The following is a 23,694-nucleotide window of genomic DNA, read 5'->3' as shown; positions in this document are numbered from 1 at the left end:
ACCTTCGAACCCTGCCCGCTCCGTCTGAATGGACGGGGCGCTTTTTTTTTGTGAAAGAGCTATTCGCCTGAATATGGGGGAAAGTTGGTAACGCTGCCGCGTAAATAAAACCGTGTAAAATTGCCGACATGAAGAAATTCATCGTCACGCTGATTCGGATCATCATCAGACTCATTGCGAAAGTGGAAACCAAAGGATACGAAAATCTACCGGATGGGGGCGGATTTGTCATCGCAGTAAACCATCTCGGTTTTCTGGATGCGCCCATGGCATATTACGCGCTCGACAACTGGAACTTGTTCATTCCCGTCGCTGAAAAATGGGAGGAGATTCCCATCCTGCGCTGGTTCGGCAAACATCTCAACGCCATTTTCGTCGACCGGTTCAATCCGGACCTGAAAGCCATGCGTGAAATGATCCATCGTATGGAGCAGGGGCAGACTCTCGTCATCGCGCCCGAAGGCACGCGCGCCCGCGACGAAAAGATGGCACAGGGAAAACCCGGCGTGGCCTATCTCGCCTCGAAGATGAGCTGGATCATCGTGCCGGTTGCCATCAGCGGCTCGGAAGACCGCATCGTGCTTGGTAATCTCAAACGGTTCAAACGCTCGACCATCCGGCTCACTGCGGGAAAGGCTTTTACGCTGCCGCCTTTTCCCAAAGAGAATCGCGATGAAAGATTACAGGAATACACCGATGAGATCATGTGCCGCATCGCAGCGCTGCTCCCCGAACGTAACCGCGGATATTATGCGGATCATCCGCGTTTGAAGGAACTGCTTGCCGAGAATTCATGAGCGCATTTCTCCGTTTTTGTGCAAGAAGAATTTTACCCCTTATCGCGGACATTGAAGTCCGCGGTGATCTGAGCAGGCTTCCCAAAGGCGGGTATATGTTCGCCTCGAACCATCTTGGCAGGTTGGATTCGCTCGTTGTATATTACGTCATCGATAACGACGACCTCATCCACCCGCTGACGGATAAATATAAAAAATACTGGTGGGGAAGGCTGGCGGGGAAAATCTTCAATGTCACCTGGCTGACGCGCGGCGAAGCGGACTTGAGCGCGATGAAGGAATTCATTTTACGGCTGAAGGGCGACGCGATCATGATCATCGCTCCCGAAGGCACACGTTCCAAGACAGCGAGTTTGTTGAAAGCCGAGCCCGGCGCGATCTATATCGCGAGTTCGGCGAATGTAGGCATCATTCCCGTTGCTTTGACAGGCACCGAAGATGCCGATGTGGCGGCGCGCTTAAGATCGTTCAGGCGTTTGAAGATTACCATCACGGCGGCTGATGAAATGTACACCCCGCCGAACATCAGGTCGGTCAAAGGAGCGGAGCGGGACACCCTGTTGCAGGAATCCATCGATGAATTGTTCTGCCGTATCGCGGCGATGTTGCCCGAAAGTTACCGCGGCTATTACAAGGATTTTCCGCGCACGAAAGAATTGCTGGCTCAATGTCACCCGCAAAACTGACACCCCCGCCTCTCCGCCTCGGCGATGGCCTGGTCGCTTGACCAGAAAAAATTTTCTTCGCCGACGGATTGTACGAGTCCGCCTCGTGCGAGCATTTGTTTTGCGTTATCGTGGATGCCCGCGAACATCAACGCCCCGCCCTGTTCGTGGAGCTTTTCATGAAGTTTGTGAAGCGCTTCGACCCCGGCGGTGTCTATCAATGAAACGCCGCGCATGGAGAGGATCAGGGCGTGAGTCTCCTTCAAATTCGCAAACGCCTCATTGAATTGACCTGTCGCCGCGAAGAACAATGGACCGGTCAAAAATGCCACGCGGACGTGTGTGCAATTCCCTTCGGTTTCGATTCCCCTTTGCTTTAGCCGCTCGATATCCACTTCCTGAACGGTGATGTCGATGCTTGCGATCTTGTTAAGGAAGACCGCGCCTGCAAGGAACGAACCGATCAAAATGGCTTGAGTCAAATCGAGGACAATAGTGGCGAGCATGGTCACGGTGAAGGCGATCATGTCGGTCTTGAAGACTTTGCCGAAGATGAACTTGATCGAGTCCCATTCGCTCATTCTTGCCGCGGTGACCATCAGCACGCCCGCCAAAGCCGCGAGCGGAATCTTCTCCATCAACGGCGTGAGCAGGAACATTGAAAGCAATAATCCGACCGCATGAATGATGCTGACCATGCGAGTCTGCCCGCCGGATTTGATCCCCACGCTGGACCGGGCAATGGCGGCAGTCGCAGGGACTCCGCCGAAGAACGGAATTATCATGTTGCCGAGTCCCTGCGCGATTAATTCTTGGTTCGCCTGCATCCGGACACCGGTCATATTTGAACCGACAGCGCCGCATAGCAATGATTCAACTGCGCCAAGCGCGGTAATGGTCAGTGTCGGCGCGATGAAATCGGAGAGATTCGCCCAGGGGACGTTGCCCAGGCTCAGGCGGTCACCCAGGATCAAGGTTTGAGGGATGTCCCCGATCACTTGGATGGACCAATTCAAAGTCGAAGGGAGAAGCGTGGCGAGGATGAGACCAAGAAGAGATGCCGGGAAGCGCAAATTCCATTTGGGGGGCCAAAGGATCATTGTCAAGATGACGACCGAGCCGATGACTATCGCATGCCAATCCGGGGTGAATCCGCCTTTGAAGTAGCCGATGAATTTCAGCGCGGCGGTTTCGGCGGCTTCGGTTTTTACGCCGAGGAAGTTGTCGATCTGACCGATGAAGATAATGAGCGCGATGCCGGAGGTAAAGCCGCTGATGACGGCGGAGGGGATGAAAGCGATAAAGCGGCCGAGCCGCATGATGCCGATGATGAGCAAAAGCAAGCCTGAAAGCAAACCCGCGACCCATATGCCTTCAAGACCATAACGTTGCACGAGCACAATCAACACGGCGGACATCGCACCGGTGGGACCGCTGATCTGATATGGCGCGCCACCAAGCATGCCGATGAGCACTCCGGCGAGAATGGCAGTGACCAATCCTGCCGCGGCCGTCGCGCCGGAAGCGACGCCGAACGCCAACGCAAGCGGCAATGCCACTGCGGCGACGGTTAGACCTGCCAGCAAGTCCTGTTGGAACCTGGCAAGTGAATAGGTTGAGAACTCGTCCTTGTAAAGACGAGCCAGGGAACGTCTTGGCATTTTGTTTCTCCGATAATGGTTTTACACCAAAGGCTCGCACCGGGGCAACCGCCCGGCACACGTGCTCCCCCAGGGCGTCCTTTGGTTATGACGGGCGATATTTTAGCACAAAAGAACATGAAGGTCTGCCAGACCTCCAAGTTCTTCGTTTAGAACATAATCCCGCAATCGTACGGCACGAGATTTTCCCCTGGCGAATCGATGATCTCATGCGGGAAGCTACGGTCGATGGTGTACGTCTTTCGGTAAAAGCCGCCCCATTTGGTGAAGGTGACGATCTCCACGATGGCGGTCGTATCGGTCAATTTGACCAGCGGCTCGATGTTCGTCATTGCGCGGATTTTCGCTTTTTGCTCCGTGTCGAATTCCAACCCAAAACCGCCGGAGTTGATTTGCTCTGAAATTTCATCCACATCATCACGGTTGCAGACGATTTCCGTGTCGTTGTAGTTGGCGTGCCAGACGAGATAGAACTGGTTTGCCATGATGTAGAGGGAAATGAATTCGAAGTATCCCTGCTCATTGTCTTCGATCTCGACATAATCGAGGTATTCGGTCAAGCCTGAATCGGAGGGGAGGTCTTCCGGAGACACATAAGGCGGCAGGTCGACGGGACGTGCGGCAAGGATCGGGAACGAGCCGAGAAAATCAACGGGATAGATGTAGTCGAGGATGTATCCTTCCCGCATGGAGAGATTCGTCAGTACTGTGAAATACTCATTCACGTCGAACTCGCCTCCCTGCTTGACGCCCGTATCAGTGAGTTCCTCCGGGAAGTCCACAGGCTGGATGCCCCGAACTGCTTTGACAAGATCCGGGCAGGTCGTGACGACAATCCCATCGCGAGGCGGCGGCGTGGCGGGAAAAAGAGTCTGGCAGGAGAGGGAAAGGGTCAGGACTGCGATCAAAGCGGGAACAGCCTGAATCTTCATGTGTGCCTCCGACGGTTTTCACGAAATGGGTTCGAACGTCCCGTCCAGGTGCAGGTAAAAGGTTTCGACTTTGAGATGGGGGAAGAGTGCCTGGATTTTCTTTTGCGCATCGATCAAGTCGTGCTTATGGCGTTTATAAGTGCCTTCGCGCCCGTAAGCGCGGCAATCTTCGTGATTGATCAGGCAGGCGGTCTCGATGGTGTGAATTTGCACTGCAAGCTGCACATACTTCAAGACCATCTCGTAATCATGCACGCTCCCGGCAAGCGAAATGATGTCGAAGTTGTCGTAGCCGAAGCGGACCGTGATCCACGGTTGGATGAATTTTTGCAGGCGATAATCCATGCAGTGAACGACGAGCGCGTCGCAGTGGATGACGGGTTTTTTGGGCGGCATGTGTGACCTCTAAGGATTTCTATAGGTCGGGCTTGCAGCCCGACAAATATCATGAAAGATTGCATGGCGGGCTTTTAGCCCGCCCTACGAGTTGCTACAATACTTGCCCTTCACTTCTCTTCAAAAACTTTCCACCCCCGCTTTTTCCCTTCCATTCATCGCCGTCCACGATCAATTTGCCGCGCAGGAAGACCTTTTCGGGGTAACCGGTCAACTCCCAGCCTTCATAAAGATTGTAATCGGTGCGTTGATGCGAATGGGCGACGCCATATTTGACCTGTTTCTCCGGGTCCCAGATCACGATGTCCGCGTCTGCGCCGGGGACGAGCGCTCCCTTGCGCGGATACAAGCCGAAGATTTTCGCCGGGTTCGTGGACATATACGCAACGAACTGATTCGGTGTGATGTACCCGGCGTTGACTCCGTATGTCCAAAGAATCGGCATTCGATCCTGTATGCCTGGCAAACCGTTGGGGATTTTGGTGAAGTCGTCGCGTCCCAGTTCCTTGCCGGGGATGGCGATTTCGCTTCCTTCGTAGAGGATGGGCTTGGTACCGTTATAGAAAAATGGGCAATGATCCGTGCCGACGGTTTGCAAAATGTTCTGGTTCAATCCTTCCCATAATCGGGCATTGTCTGCTTCGGTTCGCATGGGAGGAGAGCAGATCCATTTTGCGCCGTCGGGTCGGGCGAGATGATCCATGGTGAAGAAGAGATACTGTGGACAGGTCTCTCCCATCACCTTCACGCCGCGTTCGCGCGCATATTTCAGCATATCCACCTCGCCGCCTGCGTTCATGTGGACGATATAGACGGGCGAATCGGCTTGTTCCGCCATTGCTGCCATTCGGAGAGTCGCCTCCACCGCGCCCCAGGCGGGGCGAGTCAATGCGTGCCAGATGGGAGAAGTCCGTTTTTCAGCGAGGGCTTGATTTGTGAGTGTCTCAATGATGTCGCCGTTTTCGCAATGCGCCATGACCAGCATCCCATTATCCCGCGCGATTTGCAGGGCTTTGAAAATGCTTCCATCGTCGATGCGCAGGCGTCCGTTATAGGCGGTGAAGACTTTCAAAGTCTGGATTCCCATCTTCATCAAGGAAGGGATTTCCCTGGAGATCTTCTCGTCGAACTTCGTCAAATTCATGTGGAAGGAATAGTCAATGGCGGCTTTTTCTGCCATCTTCATCCATTTGTCCACAGAATAGTGAAAGTCGACTTCCCTCACCACCGCCCTCGCTCCCTCAGGGAGAGGGGAGTCAAGGACGACAAAATCCATCACCGTCGTCGTCCCGCCGAAAGCCGCAGCTTTGTGACCGGTGTAATGGTCGTCTGAAGAGACGGTATCGAACATGGGAAGATCGAGATGGACATGGGGGTCGATTCCGCCGGGCAGGACCAACTTTCCTGTGACGTCGATTTGCTGGTCAGGATCAACTTCGAGATTAAGTCCGATGCGGGTGATCTTTTCGTCCTCGATCAGGATGTCGGAGGGAAAGGTATCCGATGCGGTCACCAACGTCCCGTTCTTTATCAATGTCTTCATGGCGTCTCTTTTCACCCTTATTTTATACCAAATTGAATCTGTTATAATTTTTCCCGATGAATCCGAAGCGGTTTTTTATTTTACTGACTCTCGTTTGTCTGCTCTTATTCGGGTTGTGGCTGCCTGCGGGAGCATCGCCTGAAGCGCAGCAATATGTCACACCCACCCCCGGCACGGACGGGCGCATCATATACGTGGTTCAGCCTGGCGATAATTGCTTTCGCGTGGCGGCCTTGCATGGGATCACGGTGGATCAATTGCGTCAATTGAATTCAAGGTTGGATGAGAATTGCACATTGGTGGAGGGACAGGAACTGTTGATCGGCGTTTCCGCGGCGGCTACTTCCACGCCTCCCGCGGACCAGGCTCCCGGAACGCCGACCGTCACGCCCACCCCGCTCTCAGGTTTGACAGAGGTGTGCGTGTTGTTGTTCAACGATATAAACGGGAATGCCATGCGCGAAGAGACTGAACCTGCCGTCGAAGGCGGTGCGGTGAGCGTGACGGAGATCAACGGGGAATATTCCGGCTCATTGGATACGGTCATCCCTCCGGACCCGGAAGCGTATCAGGGCGTTTGTTTTATCGACATTCCCGAAGGGACGTATAACATTACGATGGCAATCCCCGACAGCTATAACCCGACCATGGCGTTGAGCTATACATTGAAAGTGAACGCGGGCGACAGGGCGTTCGTCGATTTTGGCGCACAGTCGCAGGATGTGGTGGTGGATCCAGGCGTGGAGGAAAATGGAAACGAAGGCGGCGGCTCGACGGCGCTGGGTATTTTTGGAGCGTTATTATTGCTCGGCGGTGCGGGACTTGGCTATTATGCCTGGCGTTCGGGAAGGCCGGAGAGCAGACTTTCCGGCGGCGGGATTCTAAAAAGATAAATACACGTGACAGTCCCTTCAAAAAAGAGACCGTCACTTTTTTAGTTTGAATGTTTTTCGATGGATGGGGGAGTGACCGAGTGCCCCGATCATGTTTCGATGCAGGGATGTGCCGTACCCTTTGTTACTGGAGAAATCATATTCAGGATACTCGCTGCTCAATCCACACATCCACTCGTCGCGGGCGGTCTTGGCGAGGACCGAGGCGCAGGCAATGGTTAACGAAATTGCGTCCCCCTTGACGATGGCGGTTTGGTGGATGTCCACTTCGGGGAGTTCGAGTCGGAAATCGGTCAATAGATAATCCGGGAAAATATGGAGCGACTCAAGAGCGCGGCTCGCGGCGAGACGGGTGGCTGGGACGATTCCCATTCGGTCTATTTCTTCAGCGGAGGCGAATCCGATGCCGCTGGCGAGGGCGGCTTCTCTGATTTGAGGAACAAGCGCGGATCGCCGACGGGGAGTCAACTGCTTGGAATCGCGCACCCCGCTCAATGTCCGTGCAAGATGCGGATGATCATGGGGGAGGATCACCGTCCCGACGCAAACGGGTCCGGCAAGCGCGCCGCGTCCAGCTTCGTCCAATCCTGCGATGAATCGATACGCAGACCAGAGTTCATTTTCGAATGTCAGGTCAGGGTTTTGATTCATATGCGCCGCGCAGTGCATTGAGATGAATCCGAAAGATGTCGCCGATCATGCGCAGGGCATCGCGCACCGCGCTGACTTTGCTGTCGGGATCGAAATACCAGCGGATGGGGATTTCACGGATGCGGAGTTTTTTTCGGCGGGCAAGATAAAGCAGTTCGATGTCGAATGACCAGCCGGTGAGCGTCTGGAGGCGGAAAAGATCTTCCGTGGCTGAGGCGCGGAAGCATTTGAATCCGCATTGGGTGTCGTTCAAACCCGGCAGGATCAGACTGCGGATGGCGAGGTTGATGGCGCGCCCGCCAATGTGACGATAAGGCGGTTCGTTGTAGCGGATTGAACCCGGCGCTTCGCGCGAGCCGATGGCAATGTCGAAATCGATTATATCGGGCGGTAGGAAATGCGGCAGGTCTTCGATGGGCATGGACAGGTCGGCGTCGCAGATGAAGCGGTATTCGCCGCGTGCTTCCAGCATGCCGCGCCGCACGGCGTTTCCCTTGCCGTTGCGGTCTTCGTGGATGACGACCAGACCGGGATGTTCTTTTGCAAAGTCGTTTGCAATTGACAGGGTTTCATCGGTGCTGCCGTTTTCCACGACGATCACTTCGCTCGGGTAGCTTTGTCCTTTTAGGAATGAAAAAATCTCTTCCAGCGTGCGCGGCAGACGGTTTTCCTCGTTATGAGCGGGGATGATGATGGAGAGGAAGAATTTGTTCAATGCTGTCTATCAACTGAGGAAGAAAAGATAATAGGCAAGCCCGCCGATGATGCAGCAACCCAGCAAACCCATCCCCGCCAGAATGAGGATTTGCACGACCGACAGTCCGGCTCGTTTGCGCGGAGCGGGCTGCACAGCCGGTTTTGGCGGGTTGGCTTTGGGGAGTGATTGAAGAGTCGGAGGTTGGTTGGCTTTTTCCGCCGCTTTGAAGATCGCCTGCGCACGGGAGATGGGCCGCTCCACCTGCGGCGGAAGGGACTCTGCCTGATTTTTTTCAGAGTGCAGATGGGGTTCGAGGATCAAGTCTGCCAGAACCAGCACCTGTTCGGCGCGGAGGGTCGGAGCCGATGTGTTGAGCGTCTTCGCAAATGTTGAGATGGCATCGCTGCGCACGATTCTCACGGCAGGTTCCGCTGATTCGATATTCGCCCCCGGATCGCTGGCGATCAACACCGGCTCGATCTTCATCGGCACGTTGATATTGTGGATCTGCAGGTATTTTTGGACAGCCCGCGAGAGTTTCACGAGCAGGTCTATCGGATTTCTCCTGGCGGGAGAGATATTGCCCTTATTGTCGACCGTGTTCCACTCCATGCCCTTTGCCTGGAAGTGTCCCTTCAGCGGGGTGACGAAGATGACATTGAAGGAACCGGGCCCGATCAGGATGATAGGGATCGTGATCTCGCTTTCCGGCAGGAGGAAGTTTTGGATCAAAACATAACCCTTATCCAAAAGGCGGTTAAACTGGGCAATGACCTTCTTCTGAGCATCCAATTCCGGCGCCCAGTCCAGCCCATGGGTGAGAGTACCTTGAACGCGGGAGATAAGGGTAATGTTGCCTTGCCGGTCCCGGTGGGGGGTTCTATCGATAACCTTCATGCCGGCCGCCTAGAATAGCGGAACTCCTTCCAATTCATCTCGTGCGGCATTTTCATGCGTTGCGATGAACTCATGTCTATCCGATTTGACGAGCAGGATGGGCCTGGAAAGTGTGAATGTGCTGGCCATCAATTCCTCGCGAGAGCCGGAGACGAATTTCATCCCCTTTTGCATACGTTCAAGAAGGGTCTTACGGTCGAGCAGGAGCCGGTCCGAGAACGTAGCGCCGCGCCGTTCGTAAGCGCGGACGGCTGCGATCTGCCCGTTCTTGTAGCGCACTGATTCAATGACGCCGTCGATCCTTTTTGTCATGGGAATTCCTTTGAAATTAATTTTAACACACCTTAAATCAAGAGAGGCACGCATCACACACTTGTAATGGATGTGACTCCGTGCCTCTGAGGATGTGTCGGGGCGCCGGGATTCGAACCCGGGACCTCTTGCTCCCAAAGCAAGCGCGCTAGCCGGACTGCGCCACGCCCCGATGCGATAAGCCTGCCGAGTATAATGCGAAGGATGAATCCCCGTCAAGCGAACTACATTCTGGTAATTTTCACGCTTCTTCTCGGACTTTCAGCCTGTTCCTCCACTACAACCGATATCCCAACTGTCACACCTACCTTCCCTTCGCCTACCGAGACTTCGACTCCAACCCCGATCCTTTCCACCGCAACACCAACACCGTTGACATGCCTCACTCAACCGGGCAGGGTCGAGGAGGGCGTGGTGAATGCCACTATCCCGCCGCAGGAATACCTTATCTATTTGCCGCCATGTTATTACGAACAGACCGGTAAGCGTTATCCCGTTCTTTACCTGCTTCATGGACAGACCTTCACCGAAGATCAATGGGTGAGGCTTGGCGTGCCGCAGATCGCCGATGGGATGATTATTGCCGGAGAGAGCGTTCCCTTTATTGTCGTCTTTCCCGATGACCGCTTTTGGAATACCAAGTACGGCCCCGGCTTTGGCGACCGCCTGATCGGCGCGCTCATTCCGCATATCGATGCCAACTATCGAACCATTCCAAACCGCGAACATCGCGCACTGGGCGGTCTCTCGCGCGGAGGAGGCTGGACAGCCGAACTCGGTTTCAAAAACCCGAACCTGTTCGGTTCACTCGGTTTCCATTCGCCAGCCATCTTCACCGGGGATGGATTCGTCGTGGAGCAATTGGTGGTGGGGATTCCCGAGAATTTGCGACCCCGCATCTGGGTGGATGCCGGCGACAATGACCGCGAATTGAAAAGCATCATCGAGTTCGAGAGGATGCTTACCCGTAACGGCATACAGCATGAATATCATTTCTTTTCAGGCGACCATTCCGAGGTCTATTGGGGGGCACATGCCTCTTATTACCTGCGCTGGTATGCAAAAGCATGGAAGGAAAAACCGCCGGGTGAATAAGATATAATCTTCGCCCGATCAAATATTTCAGGAGCATCGATGAAAATTTTTGTCACAGGCGGGGCGGGATATATCGGTTCAGCGACGGCGGATGCGCTGATCCGCGCGGGGCACGAAGTTACAGTCTACGACTCCCTTGTCACCGGGCATCGTGCGGCGGTCCCGGCGGAGGCGAAATTCATCCATGCTTCGCTGGATGACAGTCACGCGCTCGCCGAAGCCTTGACATCGAACCAATTCGACGCGGTCATGCATTTTGCCGCCTTCATCGAAGCCGGTGAAAGCATGAAAGACCCCGGTAGATTCTTCCGCAACAACTTTACGAACTCGCTTGCCTTGATGGAAACCGCTGTCAAGACCGGCGTGAAACGATTTGTTTTTTCTTCGACGGCGGCCGTGTACCAATCCAGCGAGGAACCTCTCACGGAAGAATCGCCGCTCGGACCGACCAATGTTTATGGTCATACAAAACTGATGACCGAGCAGGCGCTCGAATGGTATCGATCCATTTTCGGATTGCATTTTGCGGCGTTGCGTTATTTCAATGCATGCGGCGCGCTTCCCGGCCGCGGCGAGGCGCACCAGCCTGAGTCGCATTTGATCCCCCGCGTACTTCAAATCGCCCTCGGTCAGACGGAAAAAGCGATGATCTTTGGCGACGATTATCCAACGCCGGACGGCACCTGCATCCGCGATTACATTCACATAGCAGACCTTGTATCTGCTCACATCCTTGCGTTGGACGCGTTGGATTCCCGCGACCGGTTGATCTATAACGTGGGAAGCGGCAATGGTTTTTCGGTCAAAGAGGTGATCGAAACGGCGCGCAAGGTCACCGGGCATCCCATTCCCGCAGATGTCATGCCGCGCCGGACAGGCGACTCAGCGAGATTGGTTGCTTCGCCGGATAAGATAAAAAATGAGTTAGGTTGGGCTCCAAAACATACCAACATGCGGGATATTCTTTCCAGCGCATGGGAATGGCATAAGTCTCATCCACAGGGATATGTAAAATGACCCCTTCTTCTGGGCACAAGGTTCGAATGTAAATTGTGCAATCTCATTTGCATTCGAGCCTTTCGAGACAGGACCTGCGCGGTATTTATAAATTACAAACCGGTTTCGATGTGATCGATCACGCCTTTGGCCTCCGCCAGACCGGCATTGGTCATTTCACGATACAGTTTGATCGCTCCGATTTTGTTTCCACTCCGGATCAAATCGATGATGCGCGGGTCTTTATTAGCGGGATTCTGGTTGTACGATAAACCGAAATGTGTATAGATGTAATTCAGACGATCTTCCAATTCGGCAACGCGGGCTTTCAACGAGTTGTAATCATGTTCGTCCATGGTTTCTCCTGGAGATATTGGTAATCGATGGGAAGAGGCACGCCTAATCTCCACAAGTAAAGCGGGCAAGCGCTTCATCGAACAATGGGCGCGGAGTTTCAGCCTGAGGGGTGTACACCTTCCATGCAAAAGCGCGGTCTCCGCAGGTCCATGCGCCTGCGCCGCCGAAGGGCAGGGTTGGGGCGGCGGTAGTTGTGATGTTTTCATAAACGACGTTCATGCCGCGGATCAGGAATACGTCGGGATTGGTAGCGGGGATATCGAGCGCGTCGTCTAGCAGGGTATCGAGAAGGAATTTCGGGTCGGATGTGCCTGGCGCTATCTGCCAAATCACCTGGATGAACAGGCTGGTGTTGAACGCAGCGAGCAATCCCTGGCTGTATGTTGATGGTGCGGTTGGATTCTGCTGTGCGATCACGTCGACGAAGGATACATCCACGGGATGGCCGATGCAGAAACGGTATTCACAAAACAGGCCGGCGAGGCTAAAGGGCGTGGGTGAAGGATATGGTGTGGGAGGCGGAGCCTGGGTGGTAGTGGGAATTGCGGCTAGAGTGGCTGCTACAGCTTGTTGAATGACAATATTCGGATTGGGGATGACAGGTTTGGGCGAGCAGGCAACTGCCAGAAACAGAACCAGGATCAAAGTCCGGAAAAGAGGCGCGGTTTTATTCATCCCGAAGATTATAAAGTATAACAAGTACACAGACTTGTAACACATCAAAAAGCCCCGTCCATTTCTGAACGGGGCTTTGGCAATGCTGGCATTTAAGAGCGCGGGTCTTCCGCAGGAGTTAGTAAATATCGTGGACGGTGTTGAATACGTTGAACTTGCCGGTCGGTGTGACGAGGTCTTTGATGCGCGCGATCTCTTCGAGCGTTTCGTCGTTGTAGATGACGATCTCGCCTGTCTTGCCGGGTTGATCGGCAGCGCCCCAAACGCTGACCCAGACTTCGGTGCCGTCCTGGTTGTATTCGAAGTGGACAGCGCGTCCGTAGTCGGCGACTTCCCAGCATTTGTGGATTTTGGTCGGGTCTTCCTTGGCGATCACGCAAACTGTGCGCTGAAGTTTTTCGTCTGAGTTCAACACAAAATCCACCCAGACCCATTTGCTCTTGGGATGAGTCTTGATAAAAAGACTGCCTGCGCCGGGGAGTTCGATGTCCCGGACGACTTTCCATGCGCTGTCGGGGTTGCCATCAGGGTCAGTACCGATGGCGATCAGGGATGGCGCACTCAGGTGAGGTGTGCTCCACACGGGACCGAATTCGGGATCGATCCAGTTTGCGCCGCGTCCAGGATGCGGGACTTCGGGCGTGTCCACCATGGCCTCGAGATCGCCTTCGAGGGCGTCGATGACCACGATCTTATTCGATTGATTCGCGGCAACGAGGAAGTAGCGTTGAGTCGATTCCCATCCGCCGTCGTGCAGGTAGAGCGCAGAGTTGATCGTTTTGATAGTGAGATTGATCGGGTCTTGATAATTGACGAGCCAGACCTGGCCGGTCTCTTTCACGTTGACGATCCATTCGGGTTTGTATTCCGAGGCGATGATGGCCGCCACGCGCGGGTCGCCGACATAGGTGTTCGTGTCGGCGGTATAACCGCGCACACTGGTGACCTTGAGCGGTTCGAGGGTCAGGCCATCGAGGATGGTGAAGTGCGAGGGCCAGTAACAGCCGACGATCGCGTATTTATCGGTGAAGTCGCCGAGCTCGCCTTCGTATTTGCTCACTTCAACCGAGCGGGCGTCGTAACAAGTTTGCACTTCGGCGACCTTATCGGGGATCTCCATCCACAGGTCGACCAGGGCGAGTTTGCCGTCGCGCCCGATGACGTAGACGTAACGCCCGGTGGCGGAAAATCGAGAGATATGAACGGCGTAGCCGGTATCCACCTTGGTGACGACTTCGTAAGTGTCGCCGTCAATGATGGCGATCTGGCCCGCGTCTCGCAGGGTGACGGAGAAGTAATTTTCCCAGTTGCGTGTCGTTTGCGGTTCAGTGGGACGGTCGTCCGGGGCGACGAAAACCTTCCACGTGGCTTTCATCTGCTCCATGGACATTTCAGGCGGGGCGGGCGGCTCGTTTTGCAGGTACTTTGCCATGATGTCGGTCTGTTCCTGCGTAAAGAAGCCTTGTTTACCCCAGTCGGGCATGCCTTTGAGCGTCCCGTTGTAAATGATCGAGGAGAGAGCCAATGTTCCCTTCTGCAGGGTCAGGTCCGGGGTAAGGGCGGGACCCGTCGCGCCGAGACGCATGGTTCCATGACAGCCCGCACAACGTTCGAAAAAGGTCTGCTTCGCCCAGGCGAAATCTTCATCGGATAGTGAGATGTCGGCTGCGGAAGCGTCAACTGCGACATCCGTGCCCTCCATCAATGACGCGCCATCGGGCAGGGTTGCAAGATAGCCGACGATGGTGCGAATTTCATTCCCGGTCAGTAGATCTGCGAGATTGGCGGGCATGAGACCGGGCTGGCACATGCCGGTGGGGCAGTCACTGGTAACGAATGCTTCCGGATCAATGACTGATTCAAGGATATAGTCTTCTGCGGTTTTCGCCTTGCCGGTGTAGGCGCTGTCCGCGATATGTGTTTCAGCCACGGTGGGAATTTCGGAAAGATCGGGTCCGATGACGCCGACCGCTCCGGGGATGCCGGGGATGGCATGACAGGCGCCGCATCCGCCTTTGGTGAAGGCATCTGCCACCGCCTGCGGCTCAAGTGTGACCTGTTGGGCGGATTGCTGTTCCTCAGCCGGGGCGCACGCCCAGGCAAGAACTGCCAGCCCTAATACAATTAGGGCAACGGGTATTCTGGATTTCATGAGATTCTCCTAGTGAGTTGGTAAAGCAATATCATGATAAGTGAAAAAAAAGACAAATTCCGTGATAAAAGTCACATGTTGTCACTTACAAAACTCATAGGCAATAAAGGTTCGGAGTGTTCCTTCCCCTGAAATAGAAACAAAAAGCCCCATCCAAATTGGATGGGGCTGCTTCGAGGGCCTGCGATTAATGTCCGCTTCCTTCAGATGGAGTTCCGTTGATAATTTCCGGGTTCAGATCGCCTTCCACCACGAGGTAACCCGCGAGGCCGCGTTGTAACCTGGAGAGGGCATGGTCTACAAGGATGAAGTTACCGGGTACTTCGAGATCGAATTCGACCATGGTTGCGCCGCCGGGGGGGACGAGCGTGGTTTGCACATCGGTGAGCGGAGCGCCGGTGAGCGAGGCCTGGTCGTATACGCGATCGAAGATCTCGCCGATAACGTGGAAGGACGAAGTGAAATTCGGTCCGCCGACGCCGAAAAAGATGCGCACACTTTCGCCGACATTGGCTTTGAGCGGTTTTTTATCCACCAGGGCGTTGACCGCGCCGTTGAATACGAAGTATTCGGGATTCTCGTCAAGAAGTTTCGTGATATCGGACATTTGATGACCGGGCTCGCCGAATGCGCCTGCTGTATATAACTCGCCTTGCATTACATAGAACTCGCGGTCCACGGGGGATAGTCCGCCTTCGGGCTCGACCAGGATCAATCCATACATGCCGTTTGCAATGTGGTCGGCGACCATTGGTGTTGCACAGTGGTAAACATACAAGCCTGGATTAAGCGCCTTGGCGGTGAACATGGTCTCTTCGCCGGGTTTGGTCTGGGTCATCACCGCGCCTCCGCCCGGACCTGTGACTGCGTGGAAGTCAACCGAGTGATTCATCGTGCTTGAGCCGCTGTTCTTCATATGGACTTCGATGGTATCTCCCACGCGCACCCGGAAGAATGGACCGGGAACCTGGTCGTTGAAGGTCCAGTACGTGTAAGTGGTGCCGTCGGTGAGTTGACCGATAACTTCTGTCGCCTCAAGGTCGATGCGGACAATCTCCGGTTCACGGTTACCGACCGGTCCCGGCAGGTCGGTGGGGTCGCGCACGATGTCGATGCCGCTGTTATCCGGTTCTTGAGGCGGGGCGGCTGATTCGCCCGTTGTGGTCGATTCGGCGTATGCGCCATCGGGCAATCCACTCAGGTAGTCGACAATGGCGTTGATCTCATCGGTCGTCAAAGTTTCCGAGAGATTCGCTGGCATTACGTTCGGGGCGCAAGCTCCGGTTGGGCAAGAGGGCGAGATGAATAGGTTTGGGTCGACAAGTGATTCGTGCAGATAGTCTTCAATATTTGTTGCCGCGCCGGAATAACCTTCGCTGAGCATGTGTTCTTCCGCCAACATGCTCGCATCAGAGAGATCAGGACCCACCACGCCAACAGCGTTTGGAATTCCGGCGATTTTGTGGCAACTACCGCACGCCCCCTTTTGGAAGGCGGCAATCACTGCGGGGTCGCCGTTACTGGTGGTCGTGGTCATCGGCATCGAGATTTCGCCCGATTCGGTCACCACTAATTTTCCGCGCATGCCAAGTTCTGCATGGTTGCCAACACTGTCATAATATTCCATTTCGCCATGCACATTCGGGACGGTAAATGTGACAGAGGCGGTCTCGCCTTTTTTCGTCACCACCTCGGTGCTGGCTTTTACTTCAGGGAACGAAATATCGTGTGAGCCTTCACCGCCGTTGATCAGCGTGACGGTGATTCGTTCTCCGGGTTTGGCGCTGAGGGTTGGGTTCTCCTGTCCGTTGATCTCATCGCTGACGCCGAGAAAGACCAGGCTGCCATTGCGCAGGTCGGTCGTCAGCACGTATTCCTTGTCAACGGGTTGAAAATTTCCGCCTGCGCATGCGACGAGCAGGATGCCCAGCAGGATCAGCAATACTGGAAGTTTAAAGTTTGGTTTCATTCAAAACTCCTTTTAAATTTGAACGACTAAGTCTTTTGCTTCTTGCAGGAACTTCTTTTCGTCAAGCTGATATGCATTGACGACATCTCCCAACGTACAAAACCGCGCAAACCCGCAGCCCGCGCAAGCCGTGTGCCAGTCCAAAAAGAAGCGAAAGGCTTTGGGGGCGGATTTCAAAACAGTTTCGACTTGGGTATTGGAAATCTCAGAATCATCGTTCAGCATGAGCATAGAATATCGCAATCCTCCCAAACCGTCTTTGCGCTGGCGCAAATTATCACAAATGCAAGTCGACCCATTGCATCCAACGCCCTATGCAAATCCCTCCGCTACTCGCACCAGGTCGTGAGGTTTCAGAACGATGATCTTTTCCCTGCCGGTCTTGATAATGCCCTTCCGTTCCCAATCGCTGAGGAGACGGCTGACCGTGTACAGCGTGGTGCCGGTCATCTCCGCCAGGTCCTGCCGGGAGAAGAATAATTCGACCCCCGCCTCTTTTCCGGGCTTCGTGCCTGATTGCCCTGCCAGGCGGATCAATGCGTTGGCAACTCTTTGCTCGACCTTTTCTGTGGCAAGTTCGCGGTAACGAGCCTGCATTTCCTGAATGTAAGAGGTCATCAATTTCATTAATTCGAATGAGAGATAGGGACGAGTTTCCATCATGGAGCGCATGAACAGGCTGGGGACGGCAAGAGCCGTGCTGTCCTCGAGGGCTTGGGCTGATGCAGGGTAGGTGGCCCCGTCGGTTCTGACAGCTCCCAATGCGCCGAACATCTGCCACGGGTAGATCGTCCGCAAGTTGACCTGCTGTCCGCTGGGGTTTGACTGGGTCAATTTGACCTGTCCGCCGGTGAGGATGTACAGGTAAGTCGCTTCGTCTCCTTGTAAAAAGAAATATCCGCCCTCTTCCATCGAACGGGTAATCCCGTTTTTCAAGAAAAGTACAAGGTCGTCGTTGGTGGCGTTCTCAAAAATGACGACCTGTTTGAGGTCTTTGGGTGAAATTTCCATCCCGTCATTTTACACCCCAATCCGATGACAATTGTCTACTTGACAGGTGGAAGGGGTTTCCTTTATAGTGGAGATACCCCTACCCCCCTGGGGGGGGGTAAGAGAAATACTGAATTCTGTATCTGGAATATAGAGGTAACCATGGATAATGAAAGCACACTCAGGCGATTGAAGACAGTGGAAGGGCACCTGCGCGGAGTCATCCGCATGGTGGAAGAGGACGCATACTGCATCGACGTTATTCGGCAGATACAGGCGGTCGAAGCGGCGTTAAATAAGGTCAGCACACAGATCCTGGAGGGGCACCTGAACTCCTGTGTCACGACTGCCATTCAGGGCAGCGATAAGAAGGAACGTGAACGGGTTCTGAAGGAAATCACTGAAGTGTTCGAAATGTCCACGAAAGTTTAAATCCCTCTAGGAGTTGATAGAAATGGCGATCAAGAAAGTATTACCCGTTTTTCTGGCGGTTCTTCTTTCCGCGTGTGCGGGAGGGCAGTCTGTCTCCAAGGTCACCGTGACCATGAGCGAATTTGCCTTTGAACCAGCCAGCATCACGGTAACGGCGGGGCAGCCCGTGGAGATCACCCTCGTCAACGATGGCGCGATCGAGCACGACTTTGCGATCGAAGTCATTCCAGCGAAAGATGTTTCAACGGAAGGCTCGATGAGCGGGCATGATATGTCTGACCAGCATGCAGAGTTCGACCTGCATACCGCCACCGGATCTGGTGAAACGAGTGTGCTGCGCTTTACACCCACCCAGCCTGGTACGTATAAAATTATTTGCTCCGTTCCCGGTCATCTCGATGCCGGTATGACGGGCGAATTAATTGTCAAATAAAAACCAAATTCAAGGAGAAAACTCATGACCACAGTAACTTATTCCGTTCCCGCGATCCATTGCGGACATTGCACCCACACCATCGAAATGGAAGTCGGCGAATTGCAGGGCGTCCAATCCGTGAAGGCAGAAGAAGCCACCAAGAAAGTGACCATCACCTTCGATGCCCCTGCTGATGAAGCGAAGATCAAGGCGCTGCTCGCCGAGATCAATTACCCCGCCGAAGGTTTGATCACTTTGTAAGTTACTAAGACCTGACAGGTTTTGAAAACCTGTCAGGTCTATAAGGAAGTTTCAATGACTGAAACAAAGCAACTCACACTCCCCATCACCGGCATGACTTGCGCCAACTGCGTTGCCACCGTGGAGCGCAATCTGAAGAAACTCGACGGCGTGGATAATGCCGTGGTGAATCTCTCCTCCGAACGCGCTACCGTGGACTTTGACGCATCCAAACTGGGATTAGGCGATTTCATCGCCCGCGTCAACCGCGCCGGGTACGGGGTCGCCACTGGTGAAGCGGATCTCGTCATCAAGCGTTTGTCTGATGACAACGATGCCCGCCGTCTTGAAAAAGCTCTCACCAAACTCGATGGTGTTCTTGAAGCGCAAGTAACTTTTACAACTGAAAAGGCACGCGTCAAGTACGTGCCGACGATTATTTCGCAAGCTGAATTACGCCGGGCAGTCTCCGCCGCTGGATTCGAAGCGATGGAACTGGGCGGTGCGGCAGAAGATGCCGAAGCGATGGCGCGCGAACATGAGATCAACGAACAACGCCGTCTGCTCATCATTGGTTTGATATTTACAGTCCCGCTCTTTGTTCTTTCCATGAGCAAAGACTTCGGGCTGCTTCCCGATTTTGTTTACACCAATACCACCATGGCAGGCATGCGTGACACCCTTCCGTGGTTTGGCTGGCTGATGCTGTTATTGGCATTGCCGGTTCAGTTCTATGTCGGCTGGCAATATTATGTTGGCGCTTTCAAAGCGATCCGCAATAAGTCTGCCAACATGGATGTGCTTATCGCAATGGGAACATCCGCCGCGTTCTTTTACTCCCTGCCGATCACCTTTGGCTGGCTGATGGGACATGTCTACTACGAGACGGCGGCGGTCATCATCACGCTCATCAAGTTGGGCAAGTTCCTCGAAGCCCGTGCCAAGGGACGCACCTCTGAAGCCATCAAGAAGTTGATGGGTCTGCGTGCCAAGACCGCCCGCGTTGTTCGTGAGGGCGTGGAAACTGAAATCCCCGTGGACGATGTCCGCGTGGGCGATGTGGTGATGGTGAAGCCGGGCGAGAAAGTGCCGGTCGATGGGGTGGTGGTGGAAGGTCGCAGCACCCTCGATGAATCCATGTTGACGGGTGAGTCGCTGCCGGTTGAAAAGAAGCCCGGTGACCCGGTCATTGGTGCAACGCTCAACAAGTTGGGCATGCTCAAATTCGAAGCCACCAAAGTTGGAAAAGAAACCGCGCTGGCGCAGATCATCAAGTTAGTGGAAGATGCGCAAGGCAGCAAAGCGCCCATTCAAAAAATGGCGGATCAAGTCTCAGCCGTATTTGTTCCCATCGTCATCGTCATTGCCTTGCTGACGTTTTTCGGTTGGTACTTCTTTGGTCCCACCTTGCCGATCAATTCGGATATCGATAACTTCACCCGCGCGCTCATTTACATGGTGGCTGTGCTGGTCATTGCCTGTCCGTGTGCGATGGGACTCGCTACCCCGACCGCCATCATGGTTGGAACGGGCAAAGGCGCCGAAGCGGGCATCCTCTTTAGAAATAGTGAAGCGCTCGAGCGCGCTGGCAAAGTTAGTGTCGTTGTGTTGGATAAGACCGGGACGATCACGAAGGGTCAGCCAGCAGTGACAGATATTGTAGTGGAAAGTGGAAAGTGGAAAGAAGATGAATTGCTGCGCCTGGCTGCCTCTGTGGAAAAAGGTTCTGAGCATCCGCTTGGGGAAGCGATCTGGGCGGAAGCGACCACTCGCGGGTTGAGTTTGGTCGAACCGGCTGGGTTCAAGGCTGAGGCTGGGCATGGCGTTCAAGCCGAGGTCGAAGGAAGAAGCGTGATGGTTGGGAACAAGAGAATGTTCGAGGCGAGAGGAATCTCGTTAGGCAATCTTGAATCCGAAGTGACGCGCCTCCAATCTGAAGCTAAGACAGCCATGTTGGTTGCGATTGATAACACTGCGGCAGGAGTCATTGCCGTGGCAGATACCATCAAGGATAGCTCGAAAGATGCGATCGCCGATCTGCACAAGATGGGCTTGAAAGTTGCGATGATCACCGGCGATAACCAAAAAACTGCTGAAGCGATTGCAAAGCAGGTTGGTGTCGATACGGTTCTTGCCGAAGTTCTTCCTGAAGGTAAATCAGCTGAGGTCAAGAAATTACAAGGTGCAATCGAAAATCAAAAATCGAAAACCGTAAATGTAGTAGCTATGGTGGGTGACGGTGTGAATGATGCTCCGGCTCTTGCGCAAGCGGATGTCGGACTCGCGATCGGCACTGGCACCGATGTTGCCATGGCGGCTGCCCCTGTGACCTTGATGAGCGGTGACCTGCGCGGTGTTTCACGTGCCATCAGTTTGTCTCGCAAGACGGTCACGACCATCAAACAGAATCTGTTCTGGGCGTTCATTTACAACGTGATCTTGATCCCTGCCGCGATGCTCGGATATTTGAACCCGATGCTCGCCGCCGCCGCAATGGCGTTCAGCAGTGTCTTCGTGGTGACGAATAGTTTGCGGTTGCGCGGTGTGAAAATTTAGTGAATAGAGAATAGTGAATGGTGAATAGCGAGCAATGAACAATGAACAGTGAATCTCCAATTACCAATCACCAATTCCCCATAACCAAATCTGCTTGCGGCGGAACCCTGAAAGACCCATCGGCTTACCCAAGCGCGATGTTCAATGGAGAGAGAGTCTATTTTTGTAACCAAGCCTGCTTGAAAGCGTTTTTGAGTGCACCAGAAGCGTTCATGGCGGGTGAGGTGGAACATCCACTTGAGGATGAAACACCCGAATCAAAATAGACCCATTGAAAAGGAAACCTTTAACATGAAAAAAATATCTGTTCTTCTTCTCGCAGTCGTACTCCTCACATTGACTGCCTGCGCCCCGCAGACCGCTGAAATGCCTAAAGCGGAATTGCCCGCCGGGAAAGCCTGGGCAGACGGCAAAGAGATCTACTTCGTCCATACTGAAACTTCCGACCCTGGTGTGGCGCAAACCCTCACCGACATGATGAAGTCACCGGTCATTTTGGTGCCGTCGCTGGCAAATGTGCCCGATGAATCCCTGGCGAACGTGTACGTCTTCACCAATGGCATCGCTGGCGATGGCCCTTTCGGTTTCCAGGCAGATGTTTTTGATAACCCGCCCGGAAGCGACGGATACACTCCACTTCGCCGCCTCAACGTCATTACCTGGACGGATGAATCCAAAGCCCGTGAATTGACTCATGTCGATGATGTCCTTGCCGCCGAAGCCGCCGGTGAATTGACCATCGAACAGCCCGGTGTTGTCATCAACATGCCGTTCGTCGTTTGGGATGGTGGACAACGATAAGAATATGATCAGAGGTGCGAGGCAGTCGCTTCGCACCTCTAAATTTCTCACAACTTGCTAATCATTTGATTTTATGATTTGAACTTATCGAGGTTGCATGAGCCAAAAACAGAACAAACCATCCGTCGACCCGGTCATCATCGTGATGATCGGTGTTGTATTTCTGGCAGTTTCGATTGCCATGATCGTCTTTCAATCAAACACGAATTCCGTTAACATCGCCGCCGACTCTGGCTTAATGAGCCAGTTGACGGTTGCATTCATTACCGGTCTCACCACGGGCGGGCTGAGTTGTCTTGCCGTGCAGGGTGGTCTGCTTGCCAGCTCGCTTGCCCACCAGATCGAGCAGGATTATGCCGGGCAGGTCGGGCATAAAAAATCAAAACAGCCCGCACCACGCACCAACTCCGCACTTCCCATTTCACTTTTCCTCGTTTCCAAATTGGTTGCATATACATTGCTCGGCGCTTTATTGGGCTGGGTCGGTTCGTATCTGACCTTCAGCCCCATGACCCGTGCCTTGCTTTTGCTCGCCATTGGCATATTTATGGTGGGTAATGCACTGCGCATGTTCAACGTCCACCCGATTTTTCGTTACTTTTCCATCGAGCCGCCCAAGTTCATCACGCGTTATATCCGCAGAACAGCCAAAGGGGCGGACACAGCAACGCCTTTATTTCTTGGCTTGCTCACCGTCTTCATCCCCTGCGGCGTGACCCAAGCCATGATGGCAACCGCCCTCGGCACGGGCAGCGCACTCGTGGGCGCGGCGCTCATGTTCGCCTTCACGCTCGGCACCAGCCCGGTCTTCTTCATCGTTGCCTACCTCACCACCGAACTCGGCGCAAAGCTCGAAAAATTCTTCATGCGATTTGTTGCGGCTGTGGTTTTGGTTTTGGGGATTTATACCCTCGATAGCGGACTCAACCTGATGGGTTCCCCCTTCTCGCTTCAAAACATGACCCGGAACTGGTTCGCCCCACAAGCCGAAGTTGCCGCTCCAGCCGTCCCTGCCAAAGATGGCGAAATCGTCCTCAACGTGCAAAATAACGGATATTCTCCCGGCATCCTCCGCGCACCCGCAGGCAAAGACCTCACCTTGAATCTCGTCACGAACAATACCTACTCCTGTGCCCGTGACTTCGTCATCCCTGATTTGAACTTCTATCAACTCCTGCCCGATACTGGCACTGTACAAGTGAGCATCCCTGCGCAAGAAGCAGGCTCCACTCTGTTCTTCACCTGTTCCATGGGCATGTACACTGGGCAGATCGTTTTTGAAAATCAATAAGCTTTCTTTCTTCTTTCCTCTTTCATCATTGAGGAAAGAAGAAAGAGGAAAGAACTCCCTATGATCAAAAAAACCTTCAAGATCCCAGATATGAGCTGTACCAATTGCGCGATGAAGATCGAGTCGTTGGAAGACGACCTCGACGGCGTGAAAGAGATCAACGCCAGCTATCACAAGCTGGAGATGGCCATCGAATACGACGAATCAAAATTGAACGATGATGAGATTGTTGCGGCGGTAAAGAGGAAGGGATACACGGCAATCCCGGCATAAAGCGAGAG

At 53.9% G+C, this 23,694-nt stretch carries 27 protein-coding genes and 1 tRNA gene; 13 read left to right on the top strand and 15 right to left on the bottom strand.

What is annotated here, in order from left to right:
• Window positions 1–128 precede the first annotated feature (128 nt).
• Together HS100_02650 and HS100_02645 are read left to right on the top strand one after the other, a co-directional pair.
• Window positions 129–797 (top strand): 1-acyl-sn-glycerol-3-phosphate acyltransferase, encoded by a 669-nt coding sequence (locus tag HS100_02650; protein ID MBE7432792.1) that lies wholly within the window; start codon window positions 129–131, stop codon window positions 795–797.
• Window positions 794–1,483, top strand: a complete 690-nt coding sequence (locus HS100_02645; protein MBE7432791.1) for a 1-acyl-sn-glycerol-3-phosphate acyltransferase — start codon at window positions 794–796, stop codon at window positions 1,481–1,483. Before HS100_02650 ends, HS100_02645 begins: the two co-directional genes overlap by 4 nt.
• Here HS100_02645 and HS100_02640 read toward each other — a convergent pair.
• The 4 genes from HS100_02640 to hydA form a co-directional block, all read right to left on the bottom strand.
• Window positions 1,468–3,123 (bottom strand): SulP family inorganic anion transporter, encoded by a 1,656-nt coding sequence (locus HS100_02640; protein ID MBE7432790.1) that lies wholly within the window; start codon window positions 3,121–3,123, stop codon window positions 1,468–1,470. The genes HS100_02645 and HS100_02640 overlap by 16 nt on opposite strands.
• Window positions 3,124–3,272: 149 nt before the next feature.
• Entirely contained in the window at window positions 3,273–4,055 is a 783-nt protein-coding gene (locus HS100_02635; protein MBE7432789.1) for a hypothetical protein, read from the bottom strand.
• An 18-nt stretch (window positions 4,056–4,073) separates the two neighbouring features.
• Window positions 4,074–4,451 (bottom strand): hypothetical protein, encoded by a 378-nt coding sequence (locus HS100_02630; GenBank protein MBE7432788.1) that lies wholly within the window; start codon window positions 4,449–4,451, stop codon window positions 4,074–4,076.
• Window positions 4,452–4,545: 94 nt separating this feature from the next.
• A complete protein-coding gene (gene hydA, locus HS100_02625; GenBank protein ID MBE7432787.1) occupies window positions 4,546–5,994 on the bottom strand; it encodes a dihydropyrimidinase in 1,449 nt (482 codons plus the stop codon).
• Window positions 5,995–6,050: 56 nt separating this feature from the next.
• On the opposite strand from hydA, the gene HS100_02620 reads away from it, so the two are divergent.
• A complete protein-coding gene (locus tag HS100_02620; GenBank protein ID MBE7432786.1) occupies window positions 6,051–6,887 on the top strand; it encodes a LysM peptidoglycan-binding domain-containing protein in 837 nt (278 codons plus the stop codon).
• A gap of 33 nt (window positions 6,888–6,920) precedes the next feature.
• Here the strand turns inward: HS100_02620 and HS100_02615 are convergent, their stop codons facing one another.
• The 5 genes from HS100_02615 to HS100_02595 form a co-directional block, all read right to left on the bottom strand.
• Window positions 6,921–7,538, bottom strand: coding sequence for a ribonuclease HII (locus tag HS100_02615; protein ID MBE7432785.1), 618 nt, complete (start codon window positions 7,536–7,538; stop codon window positions 6,921–6,923).
• Window positions 7,522–8,253: a glycosyltransferase family 2 protein gene (locus HS100_02610; protein ID MBE7432784.1), complete on the bottom strand. Its 732-nt coding sequence runs from the start codon at window positions 8,251–8,253 to the stop codon at window positions 7,522–7,524. The genes HS100_02615 and HS100_02610 overlap by 17 nt, the downstream gene beginning before the upstream one ends.
• 9 nt (window positions 8,254–8,262) lie before the next feature.
• Window positions 8,263–9,132, bottom strand: a complete 870-nt coding sequence (locus HS100_02605) for a hypothetical protein (protein MBE7432783.1) — start codon at window positions 9,130–9,132, stop codon at window positions 8,263–8,265.
• Window positions 9,133–9,141: 9 nt separating this feature from the next.
• Entirely contained in the window at window positions 9,142–9,444 is a 303-nt protein-coding gene (locus HS100_02600; protein MBE7432782.1) for a hypothetical protein, read from the bottom strand.
• 97 nt (window positions 9,445–9,541) lie between these two features.
• A tRNA-Pro gene (locus HS100_02595) sits at window positions 9,542–9,616 on the bottom strand.
• 32 nt (window positions 9,617–9,648) lie between these two features.
• On the opposite strand from HS100_02595, the gene HS100_02590 reads away from it, so the two are divergent.
• Entirely contained in the window at window positions 9,649–10,539 is an 891-nt protein-coding gene (locus tag HS100_02590; protein ID MBE7432781.1) for a hypothetical protein, read from the top strand.
• Between the two features lie 39 nt (window positions 10,540–10,578).
• On the top strand, window positions 10,579–11,556 hold the full coding sequence (gene galE / locus HS100_02585; protein ID MBE7432780.1) for a UDP-glucose 4-epimerase GalE: 978 nt from the start codon (window positions 10,579–10,581) through the stop codon (window positions 11,554–11,556).
• Window positions 11,557–11,648: 92 nt separating this feature from the next.
• On the opposite strand, the gene HS100_02580 is transcribed toward galE, so the two are convergent.
• From HS100_02580 to HS100_02555, 6 genes are all read right to left on the bottom strand, one after another.
• Window positions 11,649–11,891, bottom strand: coding sequence for a hypothetical protein (locus tag HS100_02580; protein ID MBE7432779.1), 243 nt, complete (start codon window positions 11,889–11,891; stop codon window positions 11,649–11,651).
• Between the two features lie 43 nt (window positions 11,892–11,934).
• A complete protein-coding gene (locus tag HS100_02575) occupies window positions 11,935–12,567 on the bottom strand; it encodes a hypothetical protein (protein MBE7432778.1) in 633 nt (210 codons plus the stop codon).
• Window positions 12,568–12,685: 118 nt separating this feature from the next.
• On the bottom strand, window positions 12,686–14,719 hold the full coding sequence (locus tag HS100_02570) for a c-type cytochrome (protein ID MBE7432777.1): 2,034 nt from the start codon (window positions 14,717–14,719) through the stop codon (window positions 12,686–12,688).
• Between the two features lie 187 nt (window positions 14,720–14,906).
• Window positions 14,907–16,262, bottom strand: coding sequence for a nitrite reductase, copper-containing (nirK, locus tag HS100_02565; GenBank protein MBE7432776.1), 1,356 nt, complete (start codon window positions 16,260–16,262; stop codon window positions 14,907–14,909).
• Between the two features lie 438 nt (window positions 16,263–16,700).
• Window positions 16,701–16,919, bottom strand: coding sequence for a hypothetical protein (locus HS100_02560; protein MBE7432775.1), 219 nt, complete (start codon window positions 16,917–16,919; stop codon window positions 16,701–16,703).
• A gap of 81 nt (window positions 16,920–17,000) precedes the next feature.
• Window positions 17,001–17,699 (bottom strand): Crp/Fnr family transcriptional regulator, encoded by a 699-nt coding sequence (locus tag HS100_02555; protein ID MBE7432774.1) that lies wholly within the window; start codon window positions 17,697–17,699, stop codon window positions 17,001–17,003.
• A gap of 141 nt (window positions 17,700–17,840) precedes the next feature.
• Between HS100_02555 and HS100_02550 the strand changes: the two genes are divergently transcribed.
• The 8 genes from HS100_02550 to HS100_02515 all read left to right on the top strand — a co-directional run bounded on the left by HS100_02550 (window position 17,841) and on the right by HS100_02515 (window position 23,686).
• Window positions 17,841–18,110 carry a metal-sensitive transcriptional regulator gene (locus HS100_02550; protein ID MBE7432773.1) on the top strand — a complete coding sequence of 90 codons (270 nt, stop codon included), beginning with the start codon at window positions 17,841–17,843 and terminating at the stop codon, window positions 18,108–18,110.
• 22 nt (window positions 18,111–18,132) lie between these two features.
• Window positions 18,133–18,543 carry a cupredoxin domain-containing protein gene (locus tag HS100_02545; protein ID MBE7432772.1) on the top strand — a complete coding sequence of 137 codons (411 nt, stop codon included), beginning with the start codon at window positions 18,133–18,135 and terminating at the stop codon, window positions 18,541–18,543.
• A gap of 24 nt (window positions 18,544–18,567) precedes the next feature.
• On the top strand, window positions 18,568–18,786 hold the full coding sequence (locus HS100_02540) for a heavy-metal-associated domain-containing protein (GenBank protein MBE7432771.1): 219 nt from the start codon (window positions 18,568–18,570) through the stop codon (window positions 18,784–18,786).
• A gap of 54 nt (window positions 18,787–18,840) precedes the next feature.
• Entirely contained in the window at window positions 18,841–21,321 is a 2,481-nt protein-coding gene (locus tag HS100_02535; GenBank protein ID MBE7432770.1) for a copper-translocating P-type ATPase, read from the top strand.
• A 41-nt stretch (window positions 21,322–21,362) separates the two neighbouring features.
• Window positions 21,363–21,587 carry a hypothetical protein gene (locus HS100_02530; GenBank protein ID MBE7432769.1) on the top strand — a complete coding sequence of 75 codons (225 nt, stop codon included), beginning with the start codon at window positions 21,363–21,365 and terminating at the stop codon, window positions 21,585–21,587.
• Between the two features lie 25 nt (window positions 21,588–21,612).
• Window positions 21,613–22,122: a hypothetical protein gene (locus HS100_02525; protein ID MBE7432768.1), complete on the top strand. Its 510-nt coding sequence runs from the start codon at window positions 21,613–21,615 to the stop codon at window positions 22,120–22,122.
• A gap of 97 nt (window positions 22,123–22,219) precedes the next feature.
• Window positions 22,220–23,413, top strand: a complete 1,194-nt coding sequence (locus tag HS100_02520; GenBank protein MBE7432767.1) for a sulfite exporter TauE/SafE family protein — start codon at window positions 22,220–22,222, stop codon at window positions 23,411–23,413.
• Window positions 23,414–23,473: 60 nt separating this feature from the next.
• Window positions 23,474–23,686, top strand: a complete 213-nt coding sequence (locus tag HS100_02515; protein MBE7432766.1) for a cation transporter — start codon at window positions 23,474–23,476, stop codon at window positions 23,684–23,686.
• The last annotated feature ends 8 nt before the right edge of the window (window positions 23,687–23,694 follow it).

Source organism: Anaerolineales bacterium, from assembly GCA_015075725.1.
Lineage (GTDB): Bacteria > Chloroflexota > Anaerolineae > Anaerolineales > Villigracilaceae > Villigracilis.
This window is presented reverse-complemented; position numbering and strand designations above follow the sequence as displayed.